At 70.4% G+C, this 22,070-nt stretch carries 20 protein-coding genes; 10 read left to right on the forward strand and 10 right to left on the reverse strand.

What is annotated here, in order from left to right; translation table 11 throughout:
* Positions 1-140: 140 nt before the first annotated feature.
* Both ACH4E7_RS30755 and ACH4E7_RS30760 read left to right on the forward strand, forming a co-directional pair.
* Positions 141-1,313 carry an epoxide hydrolase family protein gene (locus ACH4E7_RS30755; RefSeq protein ID WP_396252422.1) on the forward strand — a complete coding sequence of 391 codons (1,173 nt, stop codon included), beginning with the start codon at positions 141-143 and terminating at the stop codon, positions 1,311-1,313.
* A gap of 25 nt (positions 1,314-1,338) precedes the next feature.
* Positions 1,339-2,742, forward strand: a complete 1,404-nt coding sequence (locus ACH4E7_RS30760; RefSeq protein ID WP_396252424.1) for an extracellular solute-binding protein — start codon at positions 1,339-1,341, stop codon at positions 2,740-2,742.
* 91 nt (positions 2,743-2,833) lie between these two features.
* On the opposite strand, the gene ACH4E7_RS30765 is transcribed toward ACH4E7_RS30760, so the two are convergent.
* The 6 genes from ACH4E7_RS30765 to ACH4E7_RS30790 all read right to left on the reverse strand — a co-directional run bounded on the left by ACH4E7_RS30765 (position 2,834) and on the right by ACH4E7_RS30790 (position 8,668).
* Positions 2,834-3,043: a DUF6052 family protein gene (locus ACH4E7_RS30765; protein WP_396252426.1), complete on the reverse strand. Its 210-nt coding sequence runs from the start codon at positions 3,041-3,043 to the stop codon at positions 2,834-2,836.
* Entirely contained in the window at positions 3,012-4,292 is a 1,281-nt protein-coding gene (locus ACH4E7_RS30770; protein WP_396252428.1) for a phenylacetate--CoA ligase family protein, read from the reverse strand. The genes ACH4E7_RS30765 and ACH4E7_RS30770 overlap by 32 nt, the downstream gene beginning before the upstream one ends.
* Before the next feature lie 119 nt (positions 4,293-4,411).
* Positions 4,412-5,065 carry an anthranilate synthase component II gene (locus ACH4E7_RS30775; protein ID WP_396252430.1) on the reverse strand — a complete coding sequence of 218 codons (654 nt, stop codon included), beginning with the start codon at positions 5,063-5,065 and terminating at the stop codon, positions 4,412-4,414.
* Positions 5,062-6,543 carry an anthranilate synthase component I family protein gene (locus tag ACH4E7_RS30780; RefSeq protein WP_396252432.1) on the reverse strand — a complete coding sequence of 494 codons (1,482 nt, stop codon included), beginning with the start codon at positions 6,541-6,543 and terminating at the stop codon, positions 5,062-5,064. Before ACH4E7_RS30780 ends, ACH4E7_RS30775 begins: the two co-directional genes overlap by 4 nt.
* Positions 6,544-6,560: 17 nt before the next feature.
* Positions 6,561-8,000 (reverse strand): phenylacetate--CoA ligase family protein, encoded by a 1,440-nt coding sequence (locus ACH4E7_RS30785; protein WP_396252434.1) that lies wholly within the window; start codon positions 7,998-8,000, stop codon positions 6,561-6,563.
* The gene (locus ACH4E7_RS30790; protein WP_396252435.1) at positions 7,997-8,668 is read right to left on the reverse strand and encodes a flavodoxin family protein; all 672 of its coding nucleotides are present in this window, start codon (positions 8,666-8,668) and stop codon (positions 7,997-7,999) included. Before ACH4E7_RS30790 ends, ACH4E7_RS30785 begins: the two co-directional genes overlap by 4 nt.
* 315 nt (positions 8,669-8,983) lie before the next feature.
* Between ACH4E7_RS30790 and ACH4E7_RS30795 the strand changes: the two genes are divergently transcribed.
* Positions 8,984-9,409, forward strand: a complete 426-nt coding sequence (locus ACH4E7_RS30795) for an SRPBCC domain-containing protein (protein ID WP_396252436.1) — start codon at positions 8,984-8,986, stop codon at positions 9,407-9,409.
* Between the two features lie 216 nt (positions 9,410-9,625).
* Positions 9,626-10,948, forward strand: coding sequence for an acyltransferase family protein (locus ACH4E7_RS30800; protein ID WP_396252437.1), 1,323 nt, complete (start codon positions 9,626-9,628; stop codon positions 10,946-10,948).
* 152 nt (positions 10,949-11,100) lie between these two features.
* Here ACH4E7_RS30800 and ACH4E7_RS30805 read toward each other — a convergent pair whose 3' ends face one another.
* Positions 11,101-12,333, reverse strand: coding sequence for a cytochrome P450 (locus ACH4E7_RS30805; RefSeq protein ID WP_396252438.1), 1,233 nt, complete (start codon positions 12,331-12,333; stop codon positions 11,101-11,103).
* A gap of 100 nt (positions 12,334-12,433) precedes the next feature.
* Positions 12,434-13,459, reverse strand: a complete 1,026-nt coding sequence (locus tag ACH4E7_RS30810; RefSeq protein WP_396252439.1) for a methyltransferase — start codon at positions 13,457-13,459, stop codon at positions 12,434-12,436.
* A 221-nt stretch (positions 13,460-13,680) separates the two neighbouring features.
* Here ACH4E7_RS30810 and ACH4E7_RS30815 point away from each other — a divergent pair, with 221 nt between their 5' ends.
* Positions 13,681-15,270: an MFS transporter gene (locus ACH4E7_RS30815; RefSeq protein WP_396252440.1), complete on the forward strand. Its 1,590-nt coding sequence runs from the start codon at positions 13,681-13,683 to the stop codon at positions 15,268-15,270.
* A 152-nt stretch (positions 15,271-15,422) separates the two neighbouring features.
* On the opposite strand, the gene ACH4E7_RS30820 is transcribed toward ACH4E7_RS30815, so the two are convergent.
* Positions 15,423-16,289 (reverse strand): alpha/beta fold hydrolase, encoded by an 867-nt coding sequence (locus tag ACH4E7_RS30820; RefSeq protein ID WP_396252441.1) that lies wholly within the window; start codon positions 16,287-16,289, stop codon positions 15,423-15,425.
* 272 nt (positions 16,290-16,561) lie between these two features.
* Between ACH4E7_RS30820 and ACH4E7_RS30825 the strand changes: the two genes are divergently transcribed.
* Positions 16,562-16,906: an ArsR/SmtB family transcription factor gene (locus tag ACH4E7_RS30825; protein WP_396252442.1), complete on the forward strand. Its 345-nt coding sequence runs from the start codon at positions 16,562-16,564 to the stop codon at positions 16,904-16,906.
* Positions 16,903-17,358 (forward strand): SRPBCC domain-containing protein, encoded by a 456-nt coding sequence (locus ACH4E7_RS30830; protein WP_396252443.1) that lies wholly within the window; start codon positions 16,903-16,905, stop codon positions 17,356-17,358. Before ACH4E7_RS30825 ends, ACH4E7_RS30830 begins: the two co-directional genes overlap by 4 nt.
* Positions 17,359-17,431: 73 nt before the next feature.
* Here ACH4E7_RS30830 and ACH4E7_RS30835 read toward each other — a convergent pair whose 3' ends face one another.
* Complete coding sequence (locus ACH4E7_RS30835; protein WP_396252444.1) at positions 17,432-18,439, reverse strand: NAD(P)-dependent alcohol dehydrogenase; 1,008 nt, start codon at positions 18,437-18,439, stop codon at positions 17,432-17,434.
* A 76-nt stretch (positions 18,440-18,515) separates the two neighbouring features.
* On the opposite strand from ACH4E7_RS30835, the gene ACH4E7_RS30840 reads away from it, so the two are divergent.
* The 3 genes from ACH4E7_RS30840 (at position 18,516) to ACH4E7_RS30850 (ending at position 22,043) form a co-directional block, all read left to right on the forward strand.
* Positions 18,516-18,776, forward strand: a complete 261-nt coding sequence (locus ACH4E7_RS30840; RefSeq protein WP_396252445.1) for a hypothetical protein — start codon at positions 18,516-18,518, stop codon at positions 18,774-18,776.
* Positions 18,777-18,859: 83 nt separating this feature from the next.
* Positions 18,860-20,638 carry a non-ribosomal peptide synthetase gene (locus ACH4E7_RS30845; RefSeq protein ID WP_396252446.1) on the forward strand — a complete coding sequence of 593 codons (1,779 nt, stop codon included), beginning with the start codon at positions 18,860-18,862 and terminating at the stop codon, positions 20,636-20,638.
* Positions 20,639-20,663: 25 nt separating this feature from the next.
* Positions 20,664-22,043, forward strand: a complete 1,380-nt coding sequence (locus ACH4E7_RS30850; RefSeq protein WP_396252447.1) for a condensation domain-containing protein — start codon at positions 20,664-20,666, stop codon at positions 22,041-22,043.
* Positions 22,044-22,070: the final 27 nt, after the last annotated feature.

Genomic DNA, 22,070 nt, shown 5'->3' on the forward strand with positions numbered 1-22,070 from the left:
CCGCAAGATGCGGGGGGCTTCGGGGACGGCGGACGATACGGCTGGGCGCTCCAGGTTTATTCGGGACCGATCCCGCCTCGGCGAGCCGCCCAGACGACCCCACGACCCGGTACCCGTGGTCCGCCTTCCCCGGAGCGCTCATGCATCCCTTCCGTATCGACATCCCGCAGGCTCAGCTCGACGACCTGCATCACCGCCTCGACGCGACGCGCTGGCCCGACGAGCTGCCCGGCGTCGGCTGGGACCGGGGCGTGCCGCTGGGCTACCTCAAGGAGCTCGCCGAGTACTGGCGCACCTCCTACGACTGGCGTGCGGCGGAGGCGGAGCTCAACGAGCACCCACAGTTCATCGAGGAGATCGACGGTGCGCCCGTGCACTTCCTGCATGTGCGCTCCCCCGAGCCTGACGCGACGCCGCTGCTCCTCACGCACGGCTGGCCCGGTTCGGTGGCCGAGTTCCTGGACGTGATCGGTCCGCTGTCCGACCCGCGTGCCCACGGCGGCGACCCTGCCGACGCGTTCCACGTGGTCATCCCGTCCATCCCGGGTTACGGCTTCTCCAATCCGCTGCCGCAGGCCGGCTGGGACACCACCCGGATCGCCCGGGCCTGGGCCGAGCTCATGCGCCGCCTCGGCTACGACGAGTACATCGCGCAGGGCGGCGACGCCGGGGCGGTGATCTCGCTGGAACTGGGCCGCGTCGACGCCGAGCACGTGATCGGCGTACACGTGAACATGCTGATGACGTTCCCGTCGGGCGACCCCGCCGAGTTCGAGGGCCTGAGCGAGCAGGACCAGGCGCGCCTGGGCAAGCTGGCCCGGTTCGACGCCGAGCTGTCCGGCTACATGAAGGTCCAGCAGACCCGCCCGCAGACGCTGGCGTACGGGCTCACCGACTCGCCGGTCGGCCAACTCGCCTGGATCGCCGAGAAGTTCCTGGACTGGACGGGCGCGCAGGCCGTGCCGGAGGAGGCGGTCGACCGCGACCGGCTGCTGACCATCGTGTCGATCTACTGGCTGACGGCCACCGCCGGTTCGTCCGCCCAGTTCTACTACGAGGGCGCCGCCGGCGTGCGGGCCGCCGCGAGCGGGGCCGTTCCGCCGCCGCCGACCGTTCCGGTGGGAGTCGCCGTGTTCCCGGACGACATCTTCGTCCCGATCCGCCGCTTCGCCGACCGCGACATCCCGACCATCACCCACTGGACCGAGTTCGAGCAGGGCGGCCACTTCGCGGCGCTGGAGCAGCCCGCAGCGCTGACCGGGGACGTCCGGGCCTTCGCCCGCTCCCTGCGCCCCGTCCACGTCGCCGCCTGACCGTTATGAGAGAGATGAGGCAAGCATGACCGCCAAGACCGTGATCGACGTCTGGGTGGCCGACCTGACGTTCCCCGGCTACATGGACCGTCTGCACCGGCTGGGGGCCGAGTTCGAGAAGGCTCATCCCGAGTACCGGATCAACATCGAGGGCCGCGACTTCCGTACACTCTCGCAGCAGATCGCCCGGGCCGCCGATGAGGGTCGGCCGCCGGCGGTGGCCGAGTACTACTTCGCGGTCACCCAGGCCGCCCGTGACTCGCGCACCCGCGACGGCGAGCCGCTGTTCACGTCGGTTGAGAAGGCCGTGGCCGGGCGCACCGAGATCCTCGGCGAGCCGGTCGTCATCGACGACCTGATCCCGGCCGTCCGCGAGTACTACTCCCACGACGGCGACCTCACCTCGATGCCGGCCGTGGTGACGGCCATGCTGATCTACGGCAACAAGACGGTCCTGGACCGGGCCGGCGTCACGGAGCTGCCGAAGACGTGGAACGGCATCGAGGCCGCGTGCGAGGCGGTCGCCGGACTCGACGGCGGGCCGTCGCACGGCGTGACCTGGTCCAACCACGGGCTGTTCTTCCAGCAGGCGCTCGCGGTGCAGGGCGGCTTGCTCTCCGACAACGACAACGGGCGTGCCGGACGGGCCACCACGGTGGACCTGTCCTCTGAGGAGATGCTCGCCTGGATCGAGTTCTGGCAACGCCTGCACACCAAGGGCCACTACCTCTACACCGGCAAGATCCCGGACTGGGAGGCCAACCTGAAGGCCTTCGCGGACCAGGAAGTGGCGCTGCGCATCACGTCCTCGAACGACCTCAACTACATGGCCCAGGCCGCGGAGAACGCGGGCTTCGAGATGACGGTCGACACCTTCCCGCACCGCGACGGCCGGCAGTACGGCGGCAACATCATCGCCGGTACGTCGCTGTGGCTGGCCAACGGCCTCGACGAGGTCACTCAGGACGGCGCGCTGGCGTTCATGCAGTTCCTGAACAACCCGCGCAACGCGGCCGACCGTCACATCGCGTCCAGCTTCGTGCCGGTGACCCGCTCCTCGTACCGTCTGCTGGAGCAGGAGGGCTGGTTCGAGGCTCACCCCTACCACCGGCTGGCGAGCAAGCAGCTCGGCTCCTATCCGCAGGGCGAGGGCGTTCCGCCGTCGCGTGGTGCGCTGTTCGGCGACTTCGCCGGCGCGCAGGACGTCATGACCCGCGCCGCGGACGACGTGCTGTTGCGCGGCGCCGTGCCCGCCGAGAGGTTCGCCGAGGCCACCGCCGAGGCCCGGCGGCTGCTGGACGCGTACGAGCAGGACCGCGTGGAGAACGGTGTCCGCTCCCCGCAGAGCCTGCGTGTGGAGTACTTCCGGGACGCCGAGGCGTACACCGGCGCCCAGCTGGAGAACGCGGTGAAGGGCACGTCGGAGTAGGTCGCAGCAGCCAGTGCGCGTAGAAGGGGCGGACCGTGCGGTCCGCCCCTTCTCCCTGTCCTGCGCGTCGTCGTGCCGGGGTGGCCGGGACTCAGGCCGCGTGGCTGTGGCCGACGAGCGCGTAGTAGTCGAAGTCGACGGCCTGCCCGTCCAGAGCCGTGCGCAGTTCGGCGAGCGCCCCGCGCAGCGCGGCGAGCACGGCGGGTACCGTGCAGTCCTGCGCCAGATCCGCGAGGCCGTGGTAGCTCTCCAGGAGCCGGTGCTCCTGCTCAGGCGTGAGCCGCGAGCTGTCGTTCGTCATGAAGTCGTGCCGCCTTCCACTTCGATCGGGGCAGGCTGCCCTCAGGGGCGAGCTCCACCTGGGGACGAATGCCGATTTCGCGCTTGAACTCCTCGGCGATGCGCCCGCACAGCGCCGATGCGGCCTCGCCGGTGATGTCGCCGGCCTCGGCCTTGACATGGATGGTGTCGAGCCCGCGCACCGTGCGGATGGACGACTGGAACTCCTTCACCTCGGTGAAGCCGCGCAGCACGTCCTCGATCATGACGGGGGTGATGGAGACGCCGCGGATCTTGCGCATGTCGTCGACCCGCCTGAGGATGCCGCCGTCGAGGAAGTCCCAGGTCCGTCCGCAGCCGCAGTCGCTGTGAGGCCGCTTGACCACGATGTCTTCGGTCCAGTGCCTGAAGAGCTGCATCCCCTCGCGGTACAGACCGGTGGTGACGCGGACGCCCTCCTCACCGTACCCGACGGGCTCCTTGGTCACTGGGTGGAGGACCTCTTCGATGACCGTCGGCTCGTTGATGTGGCAGGCCCCCCGCCGGGAGGGGCACTCGAACATGAAGACAGCACCGAACTCCGTGGTGCCCGCCGCGTTGAAGACGCGGGCGCCGAACGCCTCCTCGATGGTCCGCGTCGTGAAGTCGGAGCGCGGCTCCGCCCCCGCCAGCATGACCTTCACATTGGCATCGCGGGCGAGGTCTACGCCCATCTCGGCGGCGGTCTCGATCAGCCGCATCGCGTAACTGGGGGTGAGGCCGAGCACCTCGATCTGGTAGTCGACGAGTAGCCGGACCACGGTCTTGGAGTCGAGGCCGCCGGCCGGGATGATGGTGCACCCCATGCGTTCCAGGGCGTAGTGCATACCCCAGAAGCCGGCGAAGAGCCCGTAGCCGAAGGCGACGAGCCCCTTGTGGTGCGAGCGGACTCCGTTGGCGTACAGCGCCGTGCAGAAGGTGTCCGTGATCCACTTCCAGTCGCGTTCGGTGTCGAACGTGCGGACCGGGGGGTTGCCGCTGGTTCCGCTGGTCTGGTGGTGGCGCACGCCGTGCACCGGGTCGAGCGAGGGCCAGGTGCCGTACGGCGGCGCCGACCGCTGGGACGCGAGAAGGTCCGCCTTGTACAGCAGCGGCATCCGCTCCACGTACTCGGCCATCGAGGTGATGCCGTCGGGAATCCGCTCCGCCCACAGCGGGGAGGACCGCTTGGCGCGGTCCAGTGCACGCCGCAGCCGGCGCCACTGCCACTGTTCGAGCTCCTGGCGGGGCATGGTTTCCGCTTTGCCGTTCCAGTACTCCACTACGCCTCCATCGCACGCTAGTCCATGGCAGAGCCCATCAGGCGCGGCGCGGTCCGCGCATCTTGGTGCGTGCGCTCCCTGGCTCCTGGTCAGGCGGCCCTGGCGTCCGTGCCGGCTGCGGCGAACTCGAGGACGCCGTCGAGGAAGTTGGAGATCAGGCGCATACCGTGGTCGGTGCGGAAGCTCTCGGGGTGGAACTGGACGGACTCGATCGGCAGGGTGCGGTGCCGCAGCCCCATCACATAGCCGTCGTCCCCGGACCGCGCGGTGACCTCCAGGCAGTCCGGCACGGTCAGCTCGGGCACGATCAGCGAGTGGTAGCGGGTCGCCTGGAAGCCGGCGGGCAGCCCGTCGAACAGTCCCCGCCCGTCGTGCTCGATCGGACTGGACTTGCCATGCATCAGCCTCCGAGCCGGTACCACGCTCGCCCCGTAGGCCCGGCCGATGGCCTGGTGACCGAGACACACGCCGAACAGGGGGAGCCGCCCGGCGAACGCCCGGACGATCTCGACGTGTCCGGAGTCGTCCGGGTGTCCGGGACCGGGGCCGAGCAGGATCGCCTCGGGGCGTATCCGGTCGACATCCTCACGTCGGAGCACATTGGAGCGCACCATGATCGGGGCGGCCCCCGCGGACATCAAGTACTGGCGCAGGATGTCGACGAAACTGTCGAACGCGTCGACCACCAGGATACGGGGCCGCGCGGCGGCGTGTGCGGCCGCGCCGACGGGGAACGTGCTCACAGCAACTCCTTTCCGGTGACCGCCCAGTGAGTGGCGCTCATCTTGGCCAGGGTCTCGCGCCATTCGCTCGCCGGGTCGGAATCGGCGACGATCCCCGCGCTGGCGCGGGTACGGTAGGTGCCGTCGTGGTGGAAGAGGGTGCGGATACACAGGGCGAGGTTGGTGTATCCGCCCACGTCGATCAGGCCGAGCGCACCGGCGTACAGGCCGCGGCGACTCCGCTCGATGGACTCGATGATCTCCATGGCCCGGATCTTGGGGGTGCCGGTCATCGTCCCTGCGGGGAACAGGGCGGCGATGGCATCGAAGGCGTCCTTGTCCGGCTCCGCCTGCCCGACAACGGTCGACACGAGGTGCAGGACGTGCGAGTACCGCTCGACCACGAACTCGTCCGGCACTTCCAGGGAGTTCGCGAGCGCGATCCGGCCGATGTCGTTGCGGCACAGGTCGACCAGCATGGTGTGCTCGGCGATCTCCTTGGGGTCGGACCGCAGCCGCTCGACGCCCGCCGCGTCGTCCCCGCCGGTGCGCGGCAGCGTCCCGGCGATCGGGCGCATCGTGACGGCACCCTGTTCGATCCGTACGAACAGTTCCGGGCTCGCGCCGATGACGCACTGGCCGCCGATGCTCGCCAGATACATGTAGGGGGAGGCGTTACGTCGGCGCAGCCTCTGGTAGACGTCGACCGGGTCGGCCCCGGATCGGATGGTCAGCTCGTGGCCGATCTGCACCTGGTAGATGTCACCGACCGCGATGTGCTCCAGGCACCGTTCGACGTTGCGGTGGAACACCTCGGAGCCGGTGTCGTCACTCACCCGCGCCTCGGGCACGGTGTCGGCGACGGGTTCGGGGTGGGTGCGCTCGGCGTGGGCCAGCAGGGAGGCGATCTCGTCCGGGCTGACGGCCGGCCATGCCTCGGACTCGTGGAGCAGCAGTTCGGTCCGCTCGCTCGTGAGGTCCCGGACCACGCAGCCCTGGTGGAGGACGAGCTGAACGTCCGGCAGGTCCGGGCGCTGCTCGATGAGGTACGGCAGTTCCTCCACGTAACGGACGGTGTCGTAGCCGAAGTAGCCGAGGAAACCGAACCGGAACCGGGTGGCCGAACCCTCCGCGTCGAACAGTGACTGCGCAGCACGCAGCAGCGGCCACAGGTCGGCGAAGGTCCGCAGCCGTAGCGCGCCGTCGGCGTCCTCGGCGAGCAATGGCCGGATCCGCTCCAGGAGCAGACCGCGCAGCGCGGGCACGCCCTCGACGTGTACGGCGCCGTCGGTGACCGAGACCGACAGCAGGGCGCCGAACCCCACGAACTGGTACCTCCGGTCTCGGATCGGGCCTGCCGCGGATTCGAGGAGATAGACCTCGTCGGCTCCGAAGCGCCCGGCCAGAGCGCGGTAGGCGGGCAGCATCGGCACCTGCGGCAGTGTGTGCGTCCGGGTGGTCACCCGGAGCTCCGCCGGTGCCGGGCGCTGGTCAGTCATCGCTTGGCCCTTCGGACTCAGGTGGTGATCGCGTAGCGGTGCGCTACCTGCCGGGCGGCTTCGGACGCACCGTCGGGCGCCGACCTGCGGTCAAGCACGCGGGCCGCCTTCCAGCTGACGAACGAGCCGGTGTGGGTCACCGGGTCGAGGTCGGTGTCGATGACGACGCGGACGGTCACGCCGGTGAGCCGGCGCAGTCGGCCGGCGACGGCCTCGCCGGTGGCGTCCGGGTCGGCGGCGCCGGACAGCAGGTCCATGCGTACGATGATCTCGTCGCCACCGTCGGGCGCATGGTCGACGACGACCTGGTAGCCCAGGCAGCCGCGTACGTCCTGGAGAACCGCGGACTCCAGCTCCGCCGGGTACAGCAGGGCCCGGCCGAGTGGGATGCGGTCGGCGACGCGGCCGATGACCTCGACGACCGGTCCGGGCAGCGGCGCGCCGGGCGGTGCGGGGGTGATGCGCACCAGATCGCCGGTGCGGTACCGGATCAGCGGCTTGATGCCGTCGACAAGCATGGTCAGCGCCAGTTCGCCCTCACCACTGTCGCCGAGGACCGCTCCGGTGTCCGGGTCGATCACCTCCACCAGGTAGTTGGGCACTGACAGGTGCAGCTTTCCGCTGTCGGCCCCCGTGGCGATGCACAGCGCCTCCTGGGAGCCGTACAGCGCGGGCCGGACGACGGCGTGCGGCCACACGGTCGAGACGTTGGCGGTGAACTGCGGGGTGCAGATCTCGCCGAGCACGAGGAAGAGCTTCACCGGCAGGCGCTCGAGGTCGTAGCCGTAGTGCAGCGCGGCCTTGGCCAGACTCAGGCACAGGGCGGGCGCGCACACGATGACTTCGACGCCGAGCTCCTCGATCAGGCGCAGCGCCTTGCGGAAGCCCACCCGCGGCGACTCCGGCCAGATCTTGACGTGGCAGGCGCCCAGCGAACCCGCGACGGCGGTGAACACATCGCCGAACGCATACAGTTCGGACGGTCCCATGAGTCCGACGACCGGCGTGCGGTCCCCGAAGTGGGCCTTGAACAGCCGCCGCCAGGACTCCTCGACGGCGGCGTTGGACGTGGCGATGTCCTTGGCCCCGCGCGGGCACGGGGTGGCGACGCCCGTGGTCCCGTTGGTCTCGTAGTAGATGCTCGCGTCGGCGATCGGCCCCGACAGGACGTCGTACATCTCGCGGCGCAGATCGTCCTTGGTGGTGAAGGGCAACGACGACAAGGTCTCGGGGGTGATGCGCTCGGTGTCCACGCCTGCCAGGTGGCGCCGGTAGAACGGCGAGCGCTCGGTGACACGGCGCAGCACGCCCGTCAGCCGCTCGCCGCGCCAGCGCGCCAGCTCCGCGTCGGTCAGGGAGGAGTCGTAGAAGGCGCGGCTGACCTTCTCGTACGCGCCGAGGAAATCGTCCGGGTCCTCGCCGCGGCGGGCGGGGACCACCTTCGGTGCCGTGGTCACGCCGCCGCCTGGAGTTCGTTCAGAGCGAGCCCGACCCGCTCGTTGGCCTCGCGGGAGGACAACAGGTCGTCGCGGCCGGTCAGCCGGCGGTGCTCATCCAGCAGTTCGATCATATCGATCATGCGCTCGACGAGGCGGGAGACGTTCTTGAGGCCCTCCTCGTCCTTGAGCGCGTCGCCCCGGTGCAGCGCGTGGACCGTCGCGGGGAATCCGCTGCCCACCACGATCATCCGGTTGAGCAGGGCGTTGACGGTCAGCTGAGCCCACACCTCGCCGGCGCTGTAGCGGCGGGCGACCGAGATGACGCCCGCGACCTTGTTGCTCAGCGGCCGGTCGAAGCGCAGATAGCCGACCCCGGCGCGCTCGATGAACGTCTGCATGAGACTCGCCGTGCCGAATCCATGGACCGGTGCGGCGAAGACGATCCCGTCCGCGTCGATCATCTTCTGCACCACGCCGGGCACCCCGTCGGCCACCTCGCACGCGATCGGGCGGTCGTTGCAGTCGCCGCACGGGCCGCAGCGCTCCATCCGGATGTCGCGCAGATCGACGATCTCGAAGTCGACGCCGCGCTCCGCGGCGGTCTCGGCGGCGTGCCGCAGGACATCGGAGGTGTTGCCGTCCCGCTCCGAGCCGTTGATCGCAAGGATCTTCAGTGATGCTGACACGAGATGTCCCCTTTCGAAGGATTCAGCTGCGGCCAGCGGTGTCCGCCGATGTGCCGCCGGTGCTTGCCGAGCCGGATGAGCGCGTCGAACGTGGGCAGGCCGCACATCCTCGCGCCTGAGCCCGTCGACTTCCCGAAATCGTCGGGTCACTGAGTCTTTGGATGCATCTCCGTAAGTGCTGGCCCCGGAGGTGTGGTGGAGGCCGGCGTCCCCTCACCGCCCCGCCAGGACTGCGCACCCTCGAAGATGCGCGCACGGCACTGCTCTGCCAGCCTGGGCCCGAAGCCATCGCCCACAGGAGTAGAGGGAGACCCAGTGGCGAAGCCCGAGACCACCGCCGAGTACGTGGCCGCTCTCACCGGGGGCCCACTGGGATCGGATCTCGGTGAGCTCACCGTCACGCGGGTTTTCAACGCTCCGCGGGAGATGGTGTTCAGAGCCTTCATAGAACCGGAACAGTTCGTGAGGTTCTGGAGCCCCGCCGGCACGACGGTCACGCCCTCCAGCGTCACGATCGAGCCCTGGGCCGGCGGGCGGTTCGAGAGCACGACGGTGGCGGACGCGGATGCCACCGAGTACCCGATGAAATACGTCTTCCTCGCGGTGGTGGAGCCGGAGCTGCTCTCCTACACGGACTCCGTCTCGGGCATCGACTCCAGCATGGTCTTCACCGACCTCGGCGACGGCAGGACCCGGACCTCGCTCTTCCACAGCAGGCGCCGATCGTCGCTGGACCAGTAAGACCGAGCCTGTCCCCGCTCAGTGACCGAGCGCCGGGTCCGAGCAGCCGTCGCTTGCTCGGATCCGGCGCTCGGTCATGGTGGGGGCCGTCGGACGGTTCAAGCCGAAAAGGTTCCCGCCGCCCCTGTGTTCCCCTCGATTCCGCACGCCAGGAGATGCGGCGCGACACGGCCGAAACGAAGCTGGTGCGGCCGATTGAATACAGGAGGAGTCGCTATGACGGCGCTCGGGACCGGGCCCACTGTGAGAACCCGCGACAAGAGACGTGTCGCCAACCTCGACGGAGTCCGCGGGCTCTGCGCGATGGTGGTTGTCATCACCCATGTCGCCTTCAGCACCGGAGTGGTCCTCGGCTCCGAATCCGGACCGCCTCAACAGGGCATCTGGTCCATCCTGGCGGTCGGTATGGAGGTGGGTCTGGGGCCCTTCTTCATCATGTCCGGCCTGTTCCTCTACAAGCCTTTCGCCCGCAGGACGCTCCTCGGCTCCCCGAAACCCGAACTGGGGCCGTTCTTCCTGCGGCGCTTCCTGCGCCTCATACCCGGCTACTGGCTGCTGACCGCGTTCTGTCTGCTGGTCCTCAACTTCTCCAGCATCACGTCGGTCTGGTACGTGCTGCGTCCGATCCTGCTGATGCAGGACTACGACTACGCCTGGTACGCGGGCATGGACCCGACCTGGACCATCCCCACCGAGGCGCAGTTCTACCTCGTGCTGCCGCTGCTGGCCGCGCTGATGCACTGGCTGGCCAGGAGTGTCGACGACCCGGCGCGGAAGGCGCGCCGGATGGTGATCCCGCTCGGCGTCATGGTCGTCGCCGGGTTCGCGTTCGCCGGCTACATGCACATGAAGCACCTGGGTCCGTGGCCGCCGGAGTTCTGGTGGCCCTTCAGCCGCCTCGGCCTGTTCGGCGTCGGCATGTGGTTGGCCATCCTGTCGGTCCGCGCGGAGCAGGAGCCGAACAAGGTCCCCGCGCTGTACCGTGCGGCCGCCAAGCGGCCGAACCTGTTCTGGCTCGGCGCGCTGATCGCCTACCTCGTCGCCTGCGCCGCGCCGCTGGGTCACGCGGGCACCTGGGACTACGGGACTCCGCAGTTCGCGATGATCCAGCACGTGGCCTTCCTCGCCTTCGCCTTCCTGCTGATGGTCCCGCTGGTCGCGGCGAAGGCGCAGTCGCGGCTGATGGACGCGGTGCTGGCCAACCGCCCGACGCGCTTCCTCGGCCGCATCTCGTACGGCATCTACCTGTGGCACTTCGTCGTGATGTACCTCTGGTTCCAGAGCGGCAGCATCTTCGGCGCTCCCCCGGTACCGGCGGGCATGCTGATCGGCAAGGTCGGCTTCTGGGAGATGCTGGCGGTCGTGGTGGCCGGAACCCTCGTCATCGCGACGGTGAGCTACCACGTCTTCGAGCGTCCGCTGATGAACTTCGGCGAGCGGGTGATCAAGCGACGGCAGGAAGCCCGCGCCGCCGTGAACGCCGCGGTCACCGCGCAGGCGGTCGAGAAGAAGGACGAGCGCCAGCCGGCGTCGGTCTGACCCTCCATCACACCGCGTGAGCGGCGTGAGGCCCCCGGTGGCCGGGGGCCTCACGTCTGCCGCATCCGCGTCCGCGTCCGCCGCACGTACGGCAGTACGCCGCTCTCTGCGGGAGAGCGGCGTACTGCCGTACGGACGTGCGCGGCACGGGGCTATCCGAGCGAGACCGGAAGCTGATCGTGGCCGGGGACGACGAGCCGGTCGCGGTACGTGGCACTGCCGACCGTGGCGATGTGCGGGAAACGGCGGAGCAGCCTGGGGAGGGCGATCTGTGCCTCCACCCGGGCGAGTGGCGCTCCGAGGCAGAAGTGGGCTCCGGCACCGAAGCTCAAGGGCTGGATGTCCGGCCGGTCCGGGTCGAAGCGGTGCGGCTCGGGGAAGCGGTCCGGATCCCTGTTGCCGGCGGCCAGCAGGACGAGCACCTTGGTCCCGGCGGGCACGGTGGTACCCAGCACATCCACATCGGTCTCGGCGAAGCGGCTGGTGGCGTGCACCGGCGCGGCGATGCGCAGGGTCTCTTCCACATAGCCGGTGGCGAAGCCCGGCTCCGTACGCAGCCGGGCCGCGAATCCAGGGTGTTCGAAGGCCAAGTGAAGGCCGTGGCCGAGCAGGTGGGTCGTCGTGTCGAACCCGGCTGCCAGCAGCAGCACCAGGTTGCCGACCAGCTCGTCGCGGGTGAAGCGGTCTCCGGCGGCGTCGTGGGCCTCGACCAGTGCGCTGATCAAGTCGTCCGCCGGGTGACGGCGCCGCTCGTCGACCAGCCGACCGAAATAGGCGGCGAGCTCGTCCATGGCCCGGTCCGCGGCGTCGAGCCGGGACACCCTGCTGATGCCCTCCAGGGCGACGGTCACGTCCTCCACCGCGGCGCGGAACCAGATCTGGTCGTCGTCGGCCACCCCGAGCATCTCGCCGATCACCGCGACGGGGAGCCGGTAGGCGAACTCGGCCATGAAGTCGACCGGCGAGCCGTCCCCGCCGAGCTCCGCCACGCGGTCGAGGAGCCGGTCGGTCATCTGCACGATCGCGGGTTCGAGCGCCGCCACCCGACGAGGGGTGAACGCACCGCTCATCAGGCGCCGCATCCGGGAGTGGTCCGGCGGATTGGTGTAGAGCACGGAGTCGGTGAAACCGCGCAGCGAGGAGTGCGAGCGCCAGTCCGGATAGAGCCGGTCGTGGCTCTTCGCGTCCTGGACCAGCAGCCGGGGCTCCCGCAGGATGCGCGAACACTCCGCGTGGCCGACGGCAGCCATCAGGCCCGGCTTGATCCGCACCAGGTTTCCGTGCGCCCGGATGGCGTCGTAGTAGGCGTAGGGATCCCGGCGCCCTTCGGGGGCCGTCAGCGCCGCCATGGCCTCACGCGGCTCCATCATCACGGACAGGGTCATCGGTATCTCCTCAGTACGTACATGAGGGCCCGACACACACGGAGATCGCTCCCCGGCATCGTGCGGCCCGAGGGGGGCGCAGGGGTGCACCGCCGCCGCTCTACCGCGCGGTCAGCTCGACGATCGACAGGATGCCCGCGGGGTGTACCGCGTCCACGCTGAGCCCGGCGTCCTCCGCGAGTGCGGTGAGTTCGGCGACCCCGCGTTCCTTGCCGCCGTAGTAGGCGAGCATCCGCAGGTCCATGACGGTGCCCGGCGACTCGCCGTCGGCGCCGATGCGCTCCACGATGAGGACCTTGCCGTCGGCTCCCGCCGCTTCCGCACAGCGCCGCAGGATGGCACGTGCGTCTCGGTCGTTCCAGTCGTGGATGACCGACGAGAGCAGGTAGCCGCCGGCGCCCGGCGGCAGCTGCTCGAAGAAGCTGCCGGGTACGACGTCGCCGCGGCCGGCGAGGCCCGCTTCCGCCAGTGCCTTGCGCGCCGCCTCTGCGGTGTCCGGCAGGTCGAACACCGTACCGCTCAGCCCCGGGTACGCGCTCAGCAGCGCGATCAGCAGCGAACCGTTGCCGCCGCCGACGTCGATGAGGTGTCCCAGCGATCCCCAGTCGTAACCGGAGACGATGTCGGCTCCGCGGGCCGCGATCAGGTCGGCGCCCATCCGCGAGTCGAAGGAGGCGGCGCGCGCGGGATCCTCGGCCAGGTCCTCCCAGAACGTGTGGCCGAACTGGCGCGGGAAGGCGGCCTCATCGGTGCGGACGCTGTGCAGCAGCTGCGCGAAGGATAGTTCGGCTCGGCCGACCGCGCCCTCGATGTCCAGCATGGCGTGCAGGCCGGCGGGGTGGTCCGTACGGAGCGGTTCGCCGAGGGCGGTCAGCGCGTAGCGGCCGGAGTCGTCCCGGCGCAGCACTCCCTTGGCGGTGAGATGCCGCAGCACCCGGTCGAGGGCGCCGCCATCGGCGCCCGTCGGCTCGGCCAGTTCCCGCGCGGTTCTCGGTTCGTCCGCGATGTGGTCGGCGATCCGGAGGGTTGCCGCCACGCGGATGGCCATCGGCGTCGCCAGGTGTGCCATCGCCCAGAGCCTCGCGTCTGCCTCGTCCTTGCCCGCCAACACGTCTCCCTCGGCCATAGTGCACCGCAGTGCACCGACTTGATCACGCCTGTCGGCCATCGAATCGTCACGCCCGAACCGACCGCGCCGCATCTTCCAGAGTGCGGAGGGCCGGCGTTCGCCCGGGGCGCCTCAACGGCGCCTGCCAATGTGCTCTTGACGCCCCATCACCATGGACCCATAATCAACCGATCCGTTAATCAATCAACAGGTTGAACATAAAGTGGAGGACGGCAATCGTGACGACTGGCGAGGCGACAAAGGCCGGGCGCCGGGAGTGGCTAGGGCTTGCTGTGCTCGCTCTGCCCACCTTCCTGGTGTCCTTCGACGTTTTCGTACTGCTGCTCGCGCTGCCCCAGCTGACCGCTGATCTCGGCGCCGACAGCAACCAGCAGCTGTGGATCACGGACATCTACGGCTTCCTCCTGGCCGGGTTCCTGCTCACCATGGGCACCCTCGGCGACCGCATAGGCCGCCGGAAGCTGCTGCTCATCGGCGCGACCGTGTTCGGCATCGCCTCGGTGACCGCGGCGTTCTCCACCAGCCCGGAGATGCTCATCGCGGCCCGCGCCCTGCTCGGTATCGCCGGCGCCACCCTGGCTCCGTCGACCCTGGCCCTGATCACCAACATGTTCCGCGACAACAAGCAGCGTGCCGGCGCCATCGGCATCTGGGGCGGCATGTTCACCCTCGGCGCCATCATCGGCCCGGTCCTCGGTGGTGTGATGCTGCAGCAGTTCTGGTGGGGCTCGGTGTTCCTCCTGGGCGTGCCGGCCATGGTGCTGCTCCTGGCGGTCGGCCCCGCCGTGCTGCCCGAGTACCGCGACACCCACGCCGGGCGCATCGACGTTCCCAGCATCGTCCTCTCGCTGGCCACCGTCCTGCCGGTCATCTACGGCATCAAGGAGCTGGCCCGCCACGGCTGGGAGCCGGTGCCGCTCGTCTGCGTCCTGGCCGGCCTGGCCTTCGGTGTGCTCTTCCTGCGCCGTCAACGACGGCTGAGCGACCCGCTGCTGGACCTCACGCTGTTCTCCAACAAGTCCTTCAGCACCGCGCTGGGCAGCCAGCTGACGTACAGCCTGGTGGGCGGTGCGACCATGCTGTTCGCGGCGCAGTACTTCCAGCTGGTCGGCGGTCTGTCGACATTGCAGTCGGGTCTGGCGATGCTGCCCGGCATGGCGAGCGCCACCGTGGCCTTCGCCATCACTCCGGTCATCGCGGCCAAGATCCGGCCCGCCTACCTGATCTCCGGCGGCATGATCGGCGCGGCCATCTGCATGGTGGTCTTCACCCAGGCGGACAGCACCGCGACCCTGATCGTCGGCTTCGCCGTGATGTCCTTCTGCGGTACGCCGCTGGTGGCGCTGGGCACCAACCTGGTCATCGGCAACGCCCCGATGGAGAAGGCCGGTTCGGCCGGCTCGCTGGCCCAGATGAGCAACGAGTGCGGCTCCGCCCTGGGCATCGCCACCATCGGCACCATCGGCGCCGCCGTGTACCGCAGCGAGATCCACGACGCCATCCCGGCCGGTGTCCCCGCGGAGGCCGCCGAGGCGGCCCGCGACAGCTTGGGCGGCGCGGTCGCCGCCGCGGGCAGCACGCCGGAGGGGCTCGCGGTCCTGGCCCCGGCCCATGAGGCGTTCACCAGCTCGCTGCACGTCGTGACCGGCATCGGCGCCGTCCTGCTGGCGGGCGTCGCCATCCTGGTCGCGACAATGCTCAAGCACGTGCCCCCGGTCGGCCAGGAGACGCCCGGCGGGGCACCGGAGGCGGCTCCCGAGGCCTCCGAGGCCGAACAGGCGCCCGCCAAGGAAGCGGTCGGGGTCTGACCCCGGCCCCACGTGCGGAAACCGGCGAAGCCGTCCTGGAGGGATTCAGGACGGCTTCGCCGTTGTGAGGTCCGTCCGCCGTCCGCTGTGGACAGGGCCGACGGATCCGGTCCGCCGCCGGGCACCCCCGCAGCAGACCGGAGGGCACCCGGTCACCGGCCGACGGCGAGCACCTTGTGCAGCGTGTCGGCGAACTCGGCGCTGTGCGTCAAGAAGCCCTGGTGGTCACCGGGGAAGTCCACGACGTCTACTGCGAGGCGCTCCGCCAGCGTCACGCCCGCCTGATGGATCGGACTCCCGTGGGAGGCCTCCCCGACCGCACAGACGATCCGGGTCGGCGCGGCCTTCAGCGCCTCGGCGTCCGGCACGTAGGAACTGAACGGCAGCATGACGTGGCCGATGAAGAATTCGGCGTTCGCCGCCATGCGGCCCATCATCTCCATCACCTCCGGCGGCATGAGGGTCATGTCCGGGCCGACGGCCTCCTGCTGCGCCGATTCGCCCGGCTGCCCGCCCTCTCCGCCGTCGACGCCGGCAATGAACTTCTGCATTGCGGGGCCGACACCGTCCGTCCGGTAGGTGTCGTACACACTCTGGAAGTGGCTGCGCCAGCGCTCGCCGTCGGGCAGCAATTCCATCACCGGGGGCTCGTGCGCCACCAACGTATGCACCTGCTCGGGGTGGCGGGCGACGAGGTCGAGCGCCACCAGCGCGCCCCCGCTGGTGCCGAGCACATACGCGGGCCCGTCCCCGAGAGCGGCCAGCAGGCGGTGTGCGTCGTCGCTGTACCGCTCTATCCGCTGCTCGGCGGACGGGTCGTCAAGGCTGCTGCGCGAGTTCCCTCGCGGGTCGTACCGCACGACGGTGTAGTGCTCGGAGAGAGCTCCGGCAATCCCCGCGTAGATTGCGGCGTCGGTCGGCCCGCCGCAGATCATCAGCAGTACGGGGCCCTGTCCGCCGACCTCGTAGTGGAGCGTCGCGCCCGGAACCTTCAGACTTTCCACGTTCGTTGAATGCATCGAACCATCCTTTCGGGGTTTCGGCCGGCTGGGCGGCCTGGAATGGCCAGGCTATAAGGTGCCTGAGGACCCGGCCGCTTGGAAATGACTAAGTGTCCGGGAATACAGGGAGCTTCACCCGCCTCCCGCCCATCGGGTGGACGCCCCGGACTGGCGTGCCGTCAGGAAGCGGCTCCGGGCCGCTCGGCACCCGGGTCCCGCCCCTTGACGTACGCATGGCCCCGGGCGCATAATCAACCAACAGGTTAATCAATCATTGGGTTGAATGTGAGATGACGGGTGACGAACTCAGCAACACCTTCTCAGCGCTAGCCGATCCGACACGGCGGGCGATCCTTGTGCGCCTCGCCGCCGGGGAGGCAACGGTCAACGAGCTCGCCGAGCCGTTCGCCATCAGCCTTCAGGCGGTCTCCAAGCACCTCAAAGTGCTCGAACGAGCCGGGCTGATCACCCGTGGCCGCGACGCACAGTGGCGGCCCTGCCGCCTTGAGAAGGCACCGCTGGACAACGCCGCGGAATGGATCGAGCAGCAGACGAAGGTCTGGAACTCCAGGCTCGACCGCCTTGACCAGCACCTGCAGGACACCCAACGAAAGCAGAGAGAGGCACAGGCATGACCTTCCCGAGCACGGCCGACACCGACCTCGGAGAGCTCACCATCACCCGCGTCTTCGACGCGCCCCGTGAGCGGGTCTTCAAGGCGTTCACCGACCCCGACCAGCTCTCCCGTTTCTGGAGCCCGGTCGGCACCTCGCTCCCCGTGGACAAGATCAAGGTCGATGCCCGTCCGGGCGGTGTCTTCGAGACGGTCATGGTGGCCGACGCCGACGGCACCGAGTACCCGATGAGCGCGGTCTACCTCGACGTGGTCGAGCCGGAGAAGATCGCCTTCACCGTGACCGGCGCAGGCCTGGTCTCGACCATGACCTTCTCCGACCTCGACGGCAAGACCGAGCTGGTCCTGCACCAGACCAACGTCGCCGCGATGTTCCGCAGCCCCGAGGCGGTCGCCGGCCTCAACAGCAGCTTCGACCGCCTGGTCGAGCTCCTGGCGTCGCAGGCCTCCTGACCTGCGGGCGCATCAGCGCTGAGCCCCTGGCATCCGCCAGGGGCTCAGCGCTGTCCCGGAACCGCCCACGGCGTCAATCGGCCACGATGACCACCTTGCCGAAGTGGCTGCCGGACGCGAGGTACCGGTAGGCGGCAGGGGCGTCGGAGAACGGGAACGCGCGGTCGATGACCGGCCGGACGCGGTGCAGCGCGATGGTGCGGGCCATCGCCTCGAAGGTCTCCCGGCTGCCCACCTGCATTCCCTGGACCGTCACCGCCTTACGCAGCAGCGGGACGGGGTCGATGCCCGGGCCCTGACTCAGTACGCCGATCACGCTCAGCCGCCCGCCCGTCCGCACGGCCCTGATCGACTGCGGCAGCGTGCCCGCGCCGCCGACCTCGATGACGTGGTCGACACCGCCGCCGGTCAGCTCGTGGACGTGTCTGCCCCACTCCGGCGTACGGGAGTAGTTGACGCCGGCCCCCGCGCCCATCGCCCGAAACCGCTCGAGTTTGGCGTCGCTGCTCGATGTGACGATCACCTCGGCGCCCGCCAGCACGGCGAACTGCAACGCGAACACCGAGACGCCCCCGCTGCCCAGCGTCAGCACGGACTGGCCGGGGACGAGCCCGCCGTGCACCATCAGGGCGTGCCAAGCGGTGACCGCCGCGCACGGAAGCGTGGCGGCCTCGGCGAAGTCGAGGTGCGGTGGCGCGGCGACAAGGGCCTCCTGGTCGAACACCACGTACTCGGCGAGCACACCGTCGACCGGGCCGCCGAGCGCGACGGCCGTCCTGGCCGCATCGGCCGGCCCGGAGATCCACTCCGGCATGAAGACACCCATGACGCGGTCGCCCGGCCTCCAGCGGGTCACCTCCGCACCGGTCCCCACCACTTCCCCCGCCCCGTCGGAAAGCGGCACCAGGTCCGGCTTCATCCCGCGCCCGTACCGGTCGTCGGCGATGAGCAGGTCCCGGTAGTTCAACGACCAGGCCCGCATCCGGACGAGAACTCCCCCGGGCCCGGGCACAGGCATCTCGCGCTCGTCCAGCCGCAGCGCGTCCACGCCGGAAAGAGCGAGCAGGTGGTAGTACTTCACATCGCCCTCGACTCGGATGAATGGATCTTCCTCACCACATCGTCACACCGGGCCTCTTCGCGACACATCTCGTGGCGTGCTGTCCGCCCGCTTCGAGCCGGCCGCCGCCGGCGTACGGCCGGGGGCGTGGCAGCCGCGCCACCCGGACGGCAGCGGGTTCACCGGCATGGACTTCGACCCCGCCCCGGCCGAGACGGCGGACCTCGTCCCGCGGCACGAGTACTCCAGCGCCTCCCCCGACACCCGCTTGCGCCGGTTGTGCACGGTGATGCGGCGCCGCGCGGCGGACCAGCACGAGGCCTTCCTCGCACGGCAATCCAGGAGATGCAGCGCCTGATCGGCCTGTGTGACCGTTCGGTGGGATCCGGTCGTGCGCCCGCACGGGCAGTCACGGTCACCCCGCACTGATTGGACAACACGATGGTCTCCGCATCGATTCAGGAGCGCTTCGCATCCCAGGTACGCCGCACGCCGGACGCCGTGGCGGTGTCGGGGGACGGCGTCCGGCTGACCTACCGGGAGCTGGACGAACGGGCCAACCGGATCGCCCACCGGCTGCTGGGCCTCGGGGTGCGTCCCGAGGAGCCCGTGGCGGTGCTGATGGAACGCTCGGTGGAGCTGGTGGCGGCCGTCCTCGGCGTCGTGAAGGCCGGGGCCTGCTACCTGCCGCTGCACGACTCCTACCCCCTGGAGCGGATGCGGCGGATCGTCCACCGCGCCGGCCCCGCCGCGGTCCTGACCGACCACGTGATGCGCGGGCGCGCCCGCGCCCTGGGCCTCACGGTCGTCGAGTCCGCCACCGACCCGCAGACCGCCGCCCTGCCGGCCACCGATCCGGGCGTCGTGACCGGCCCCGACCAGGCGGTCTACGTCATCCACACCTCCGGCTCGACCGGCGAGCCCAAGGGCGTCACGGTCACCCACCGCGGTGTGCTGGGCCTCGCGGCGGACTCCCTCTGGGACGGCGGCGCGCACGACCGGGTGCTGATGGTGGCTCCGTACGCCTTCGGCGTCTCCACCTACGAACTGTGGGTACCGCTGCTGCGCGGCGGCCACGTCGTCGTCGCGCCCCCCGGCGACCTCGACCTGCGCACCCTGCGCCGGCTCATCGAGGAGGAGGCCGTCACCGGACTGCACCTGACGGCCGGTCTCTTCCGGGTCCTCGCCGAGGAGGCCCCGGAGAGCTTCGCCGGGGTGCGGGAGGTGCTCACCGGCGGCGACGTCATCGCCCCGGCCGCGGTGCGCCGGGTCCTCGAGGCCTGCCCCGACACGGTGGTGCGCGCCATGTACGGCGCGACCGAGGTCTCGTCGTTCGCCCTGCACGCCCCGCTGACGGCGGCCGACCGCCTCGACGGCGCCGTCCCCGTCGGCGGGCCGTTGGACGGCGTGCTGGTGCGGCTGCTCGACCGGGACCTGAACCCGGTCGCCGACGGCGAGGTGGGCGAGCTGTACCTCGCGGGCGGCCGGCTGGCGAGCGGCTACTTCGCCAGTCCCGAGCTGACCGCCGAGCGGTTCGTCGAGGACCCCTTCGGAGCCCCCGGGACCCGGATGTACCGCACCGGGGACCTGATGCGCCGCGGTGCGCGGGGGCTGCTGGAGTTCGCCGGCCGGGCCGGCGACCAGGTGAAGATCCGGGGCTACCGGGTCGAGCCCGCCGAGGTGGAGCACGTGCTGGCACGCCAGCCCGGCGTGGTGCACGCGGCCGTCGTCGTGCAGGAGCCGCAGCCCGGTGAGGGCCGCCTCGTCGCCTACGTCGTGCCCCGCACCCCCGGTACCGACCTCGCCGCGCTGCGCGCGGCCGTGGCACAGGTGCTGCCGGACTACATGGTGCCGGCCGCCTTCGCGGAGCTCGACGCGCTGCCGCTCACCCCCAACGGGAAGCTCGACCGCGCCGCCCTCCCGGCCCCGGCCCCGGCCTCCGCCGCGGATTCGGCCGCACACACGCCGCCGCGCGACCGGGACGAGACCGTGCTGTGCACCCTGGTGGCGCGCGTCCTGGGCGTGGCCGCCGTGAACACCGACGACAACTTCTTCGATCTGGGCGGACAGTCCCTCCAGGCCATGCGGCTGGCGAGCCGCATCGAGGCCGAACTGGGGGCGGAAGTGTCCGTCGTGGACGTCCTGAACCACCCCACCGTGACCGAACTCGCCGAACGCGTAAGGGAACTGACCCGGCCGACCCGCTCCGCCGCGGCCTGAACCACGCCAGAAAGGACTGCTCCCCATGAGCACCACCGCCGCGCCCACCCGGGCGAACGGTACCGAGCAGCGCATCCCGCTCTCGTACAACCAGGAGTTCCTGCGCGCCTTCGACAAGGGCGAGATCGACGGGGCGTTCGGCCACCGGCACACCCTCGTGTGCGGCTGGCGGGTCACCGGCGAGGTCGACACCGCCGCGCTCCAGGGGGCGCTGGACGACCTCGTCGCGCGCCACGAGGTGCTGCGCACCGCGGTGGCCGCGGACGCCGACGGGGGCTTCCAGGAGATCCACCCCGCCTGCCCCGTCGACCTGGAGGTCCGCGACCTGTCCGGCGCCGACGGGCCGCGCGAGGTCGCCGCGGAGGAGTTCCTCAACGAACTGGACTCCACCCCGTACAGCGTGCGGACGATGCCGCACCTGCGGGCCGTGCTGGGCCGCTTCGACGCGACCGACTCGGTGCTGGTCCTCGTCACCCACCACACCGCCACCGACGCCTGGTCCCTGCAGGTCCTCATGCGCGACCTCGCCGACGCCTACGCGGCCCGGGCCGCGGACGTCCGGGGCGACCTGCCCGAGGCCCGGCAGTACCGGGAGTTCGCCCGCTGGCAGCAGGAGACCGCGGGCAGCGCGCGGGTCGAGGCGCAGCGCGCCTACTGGCGCGAGCGGCTCGCCGGGGCTCAGATCACCGCCATCGCCTCGGACCGGCCGCGTCCCGAGGACGACCGCCCCAGCGCCTACGGCGTGCACCGCTTCGTCTTCGACCCGCAGCTGTCCCGGTCGGTGACCGAGTTCGCCAAGGCGAGCCGCAGCACCCCGTTCATGGTGCTGGCCGCCGCCTACAGCCTGCTGCTGCGCGAGCGCACCGGCACCACCGACGTGGTCTTCCCGACCTTCTCCTCCGGCCGCTACGACGAGCGGTTCACGGACTCGGTCGGCCCGTACTTCAACTTCGTGCCGATCCGCATCGACACCACCGGCTGCCGCACCGTCCGCGAGGTGCTGGACCAGGCCCGCGACGCCTGCATGGGCGCCTACCAGCACGAGGTGCCGTTCGCCCGGATCGCCGAGGACAGCCCGGCGCTGCTCGCCCCGTTCGCCGACGGCTTCCTCGCCGTCGTCGCCTTCGAGGTGCTCCAGTCGCCGTTCCCGCTGGAGGGGAACCCGGTCGGGGGCCTGGAGTTCGCCGAGATCCGCCGCCGGGTCCTGTCGCAGGAGGTCAGCTCGGCCATCCCGGACGGGGGGCTGTGGGCGATGGACGTGCTGCCCGGCGGCGAACTCGCGGGCAGCCTCAAGTTCGACCACAACCGCTTCGACGAGTCGACCGCCGTCGCCCTGGTGGCCCGGTTCCGCGAGCTGCTGGGCACGCTGACCGAAGCCCCCGAGACCCCGCTGACCCACGGCTGAGCCCGCCCCACGGCGCGAGAGGACCCA

It is taken from the genome of Kitasatospora sp. NPDC018058 (assembly GCF_044327205.1).
In the GTDB taxonomy this organism is placed as follows: Bacteria; Actinomycetota; Actinomycetes; order Streptomycetales; family Streptomycetaceae; genus Kitasatospora.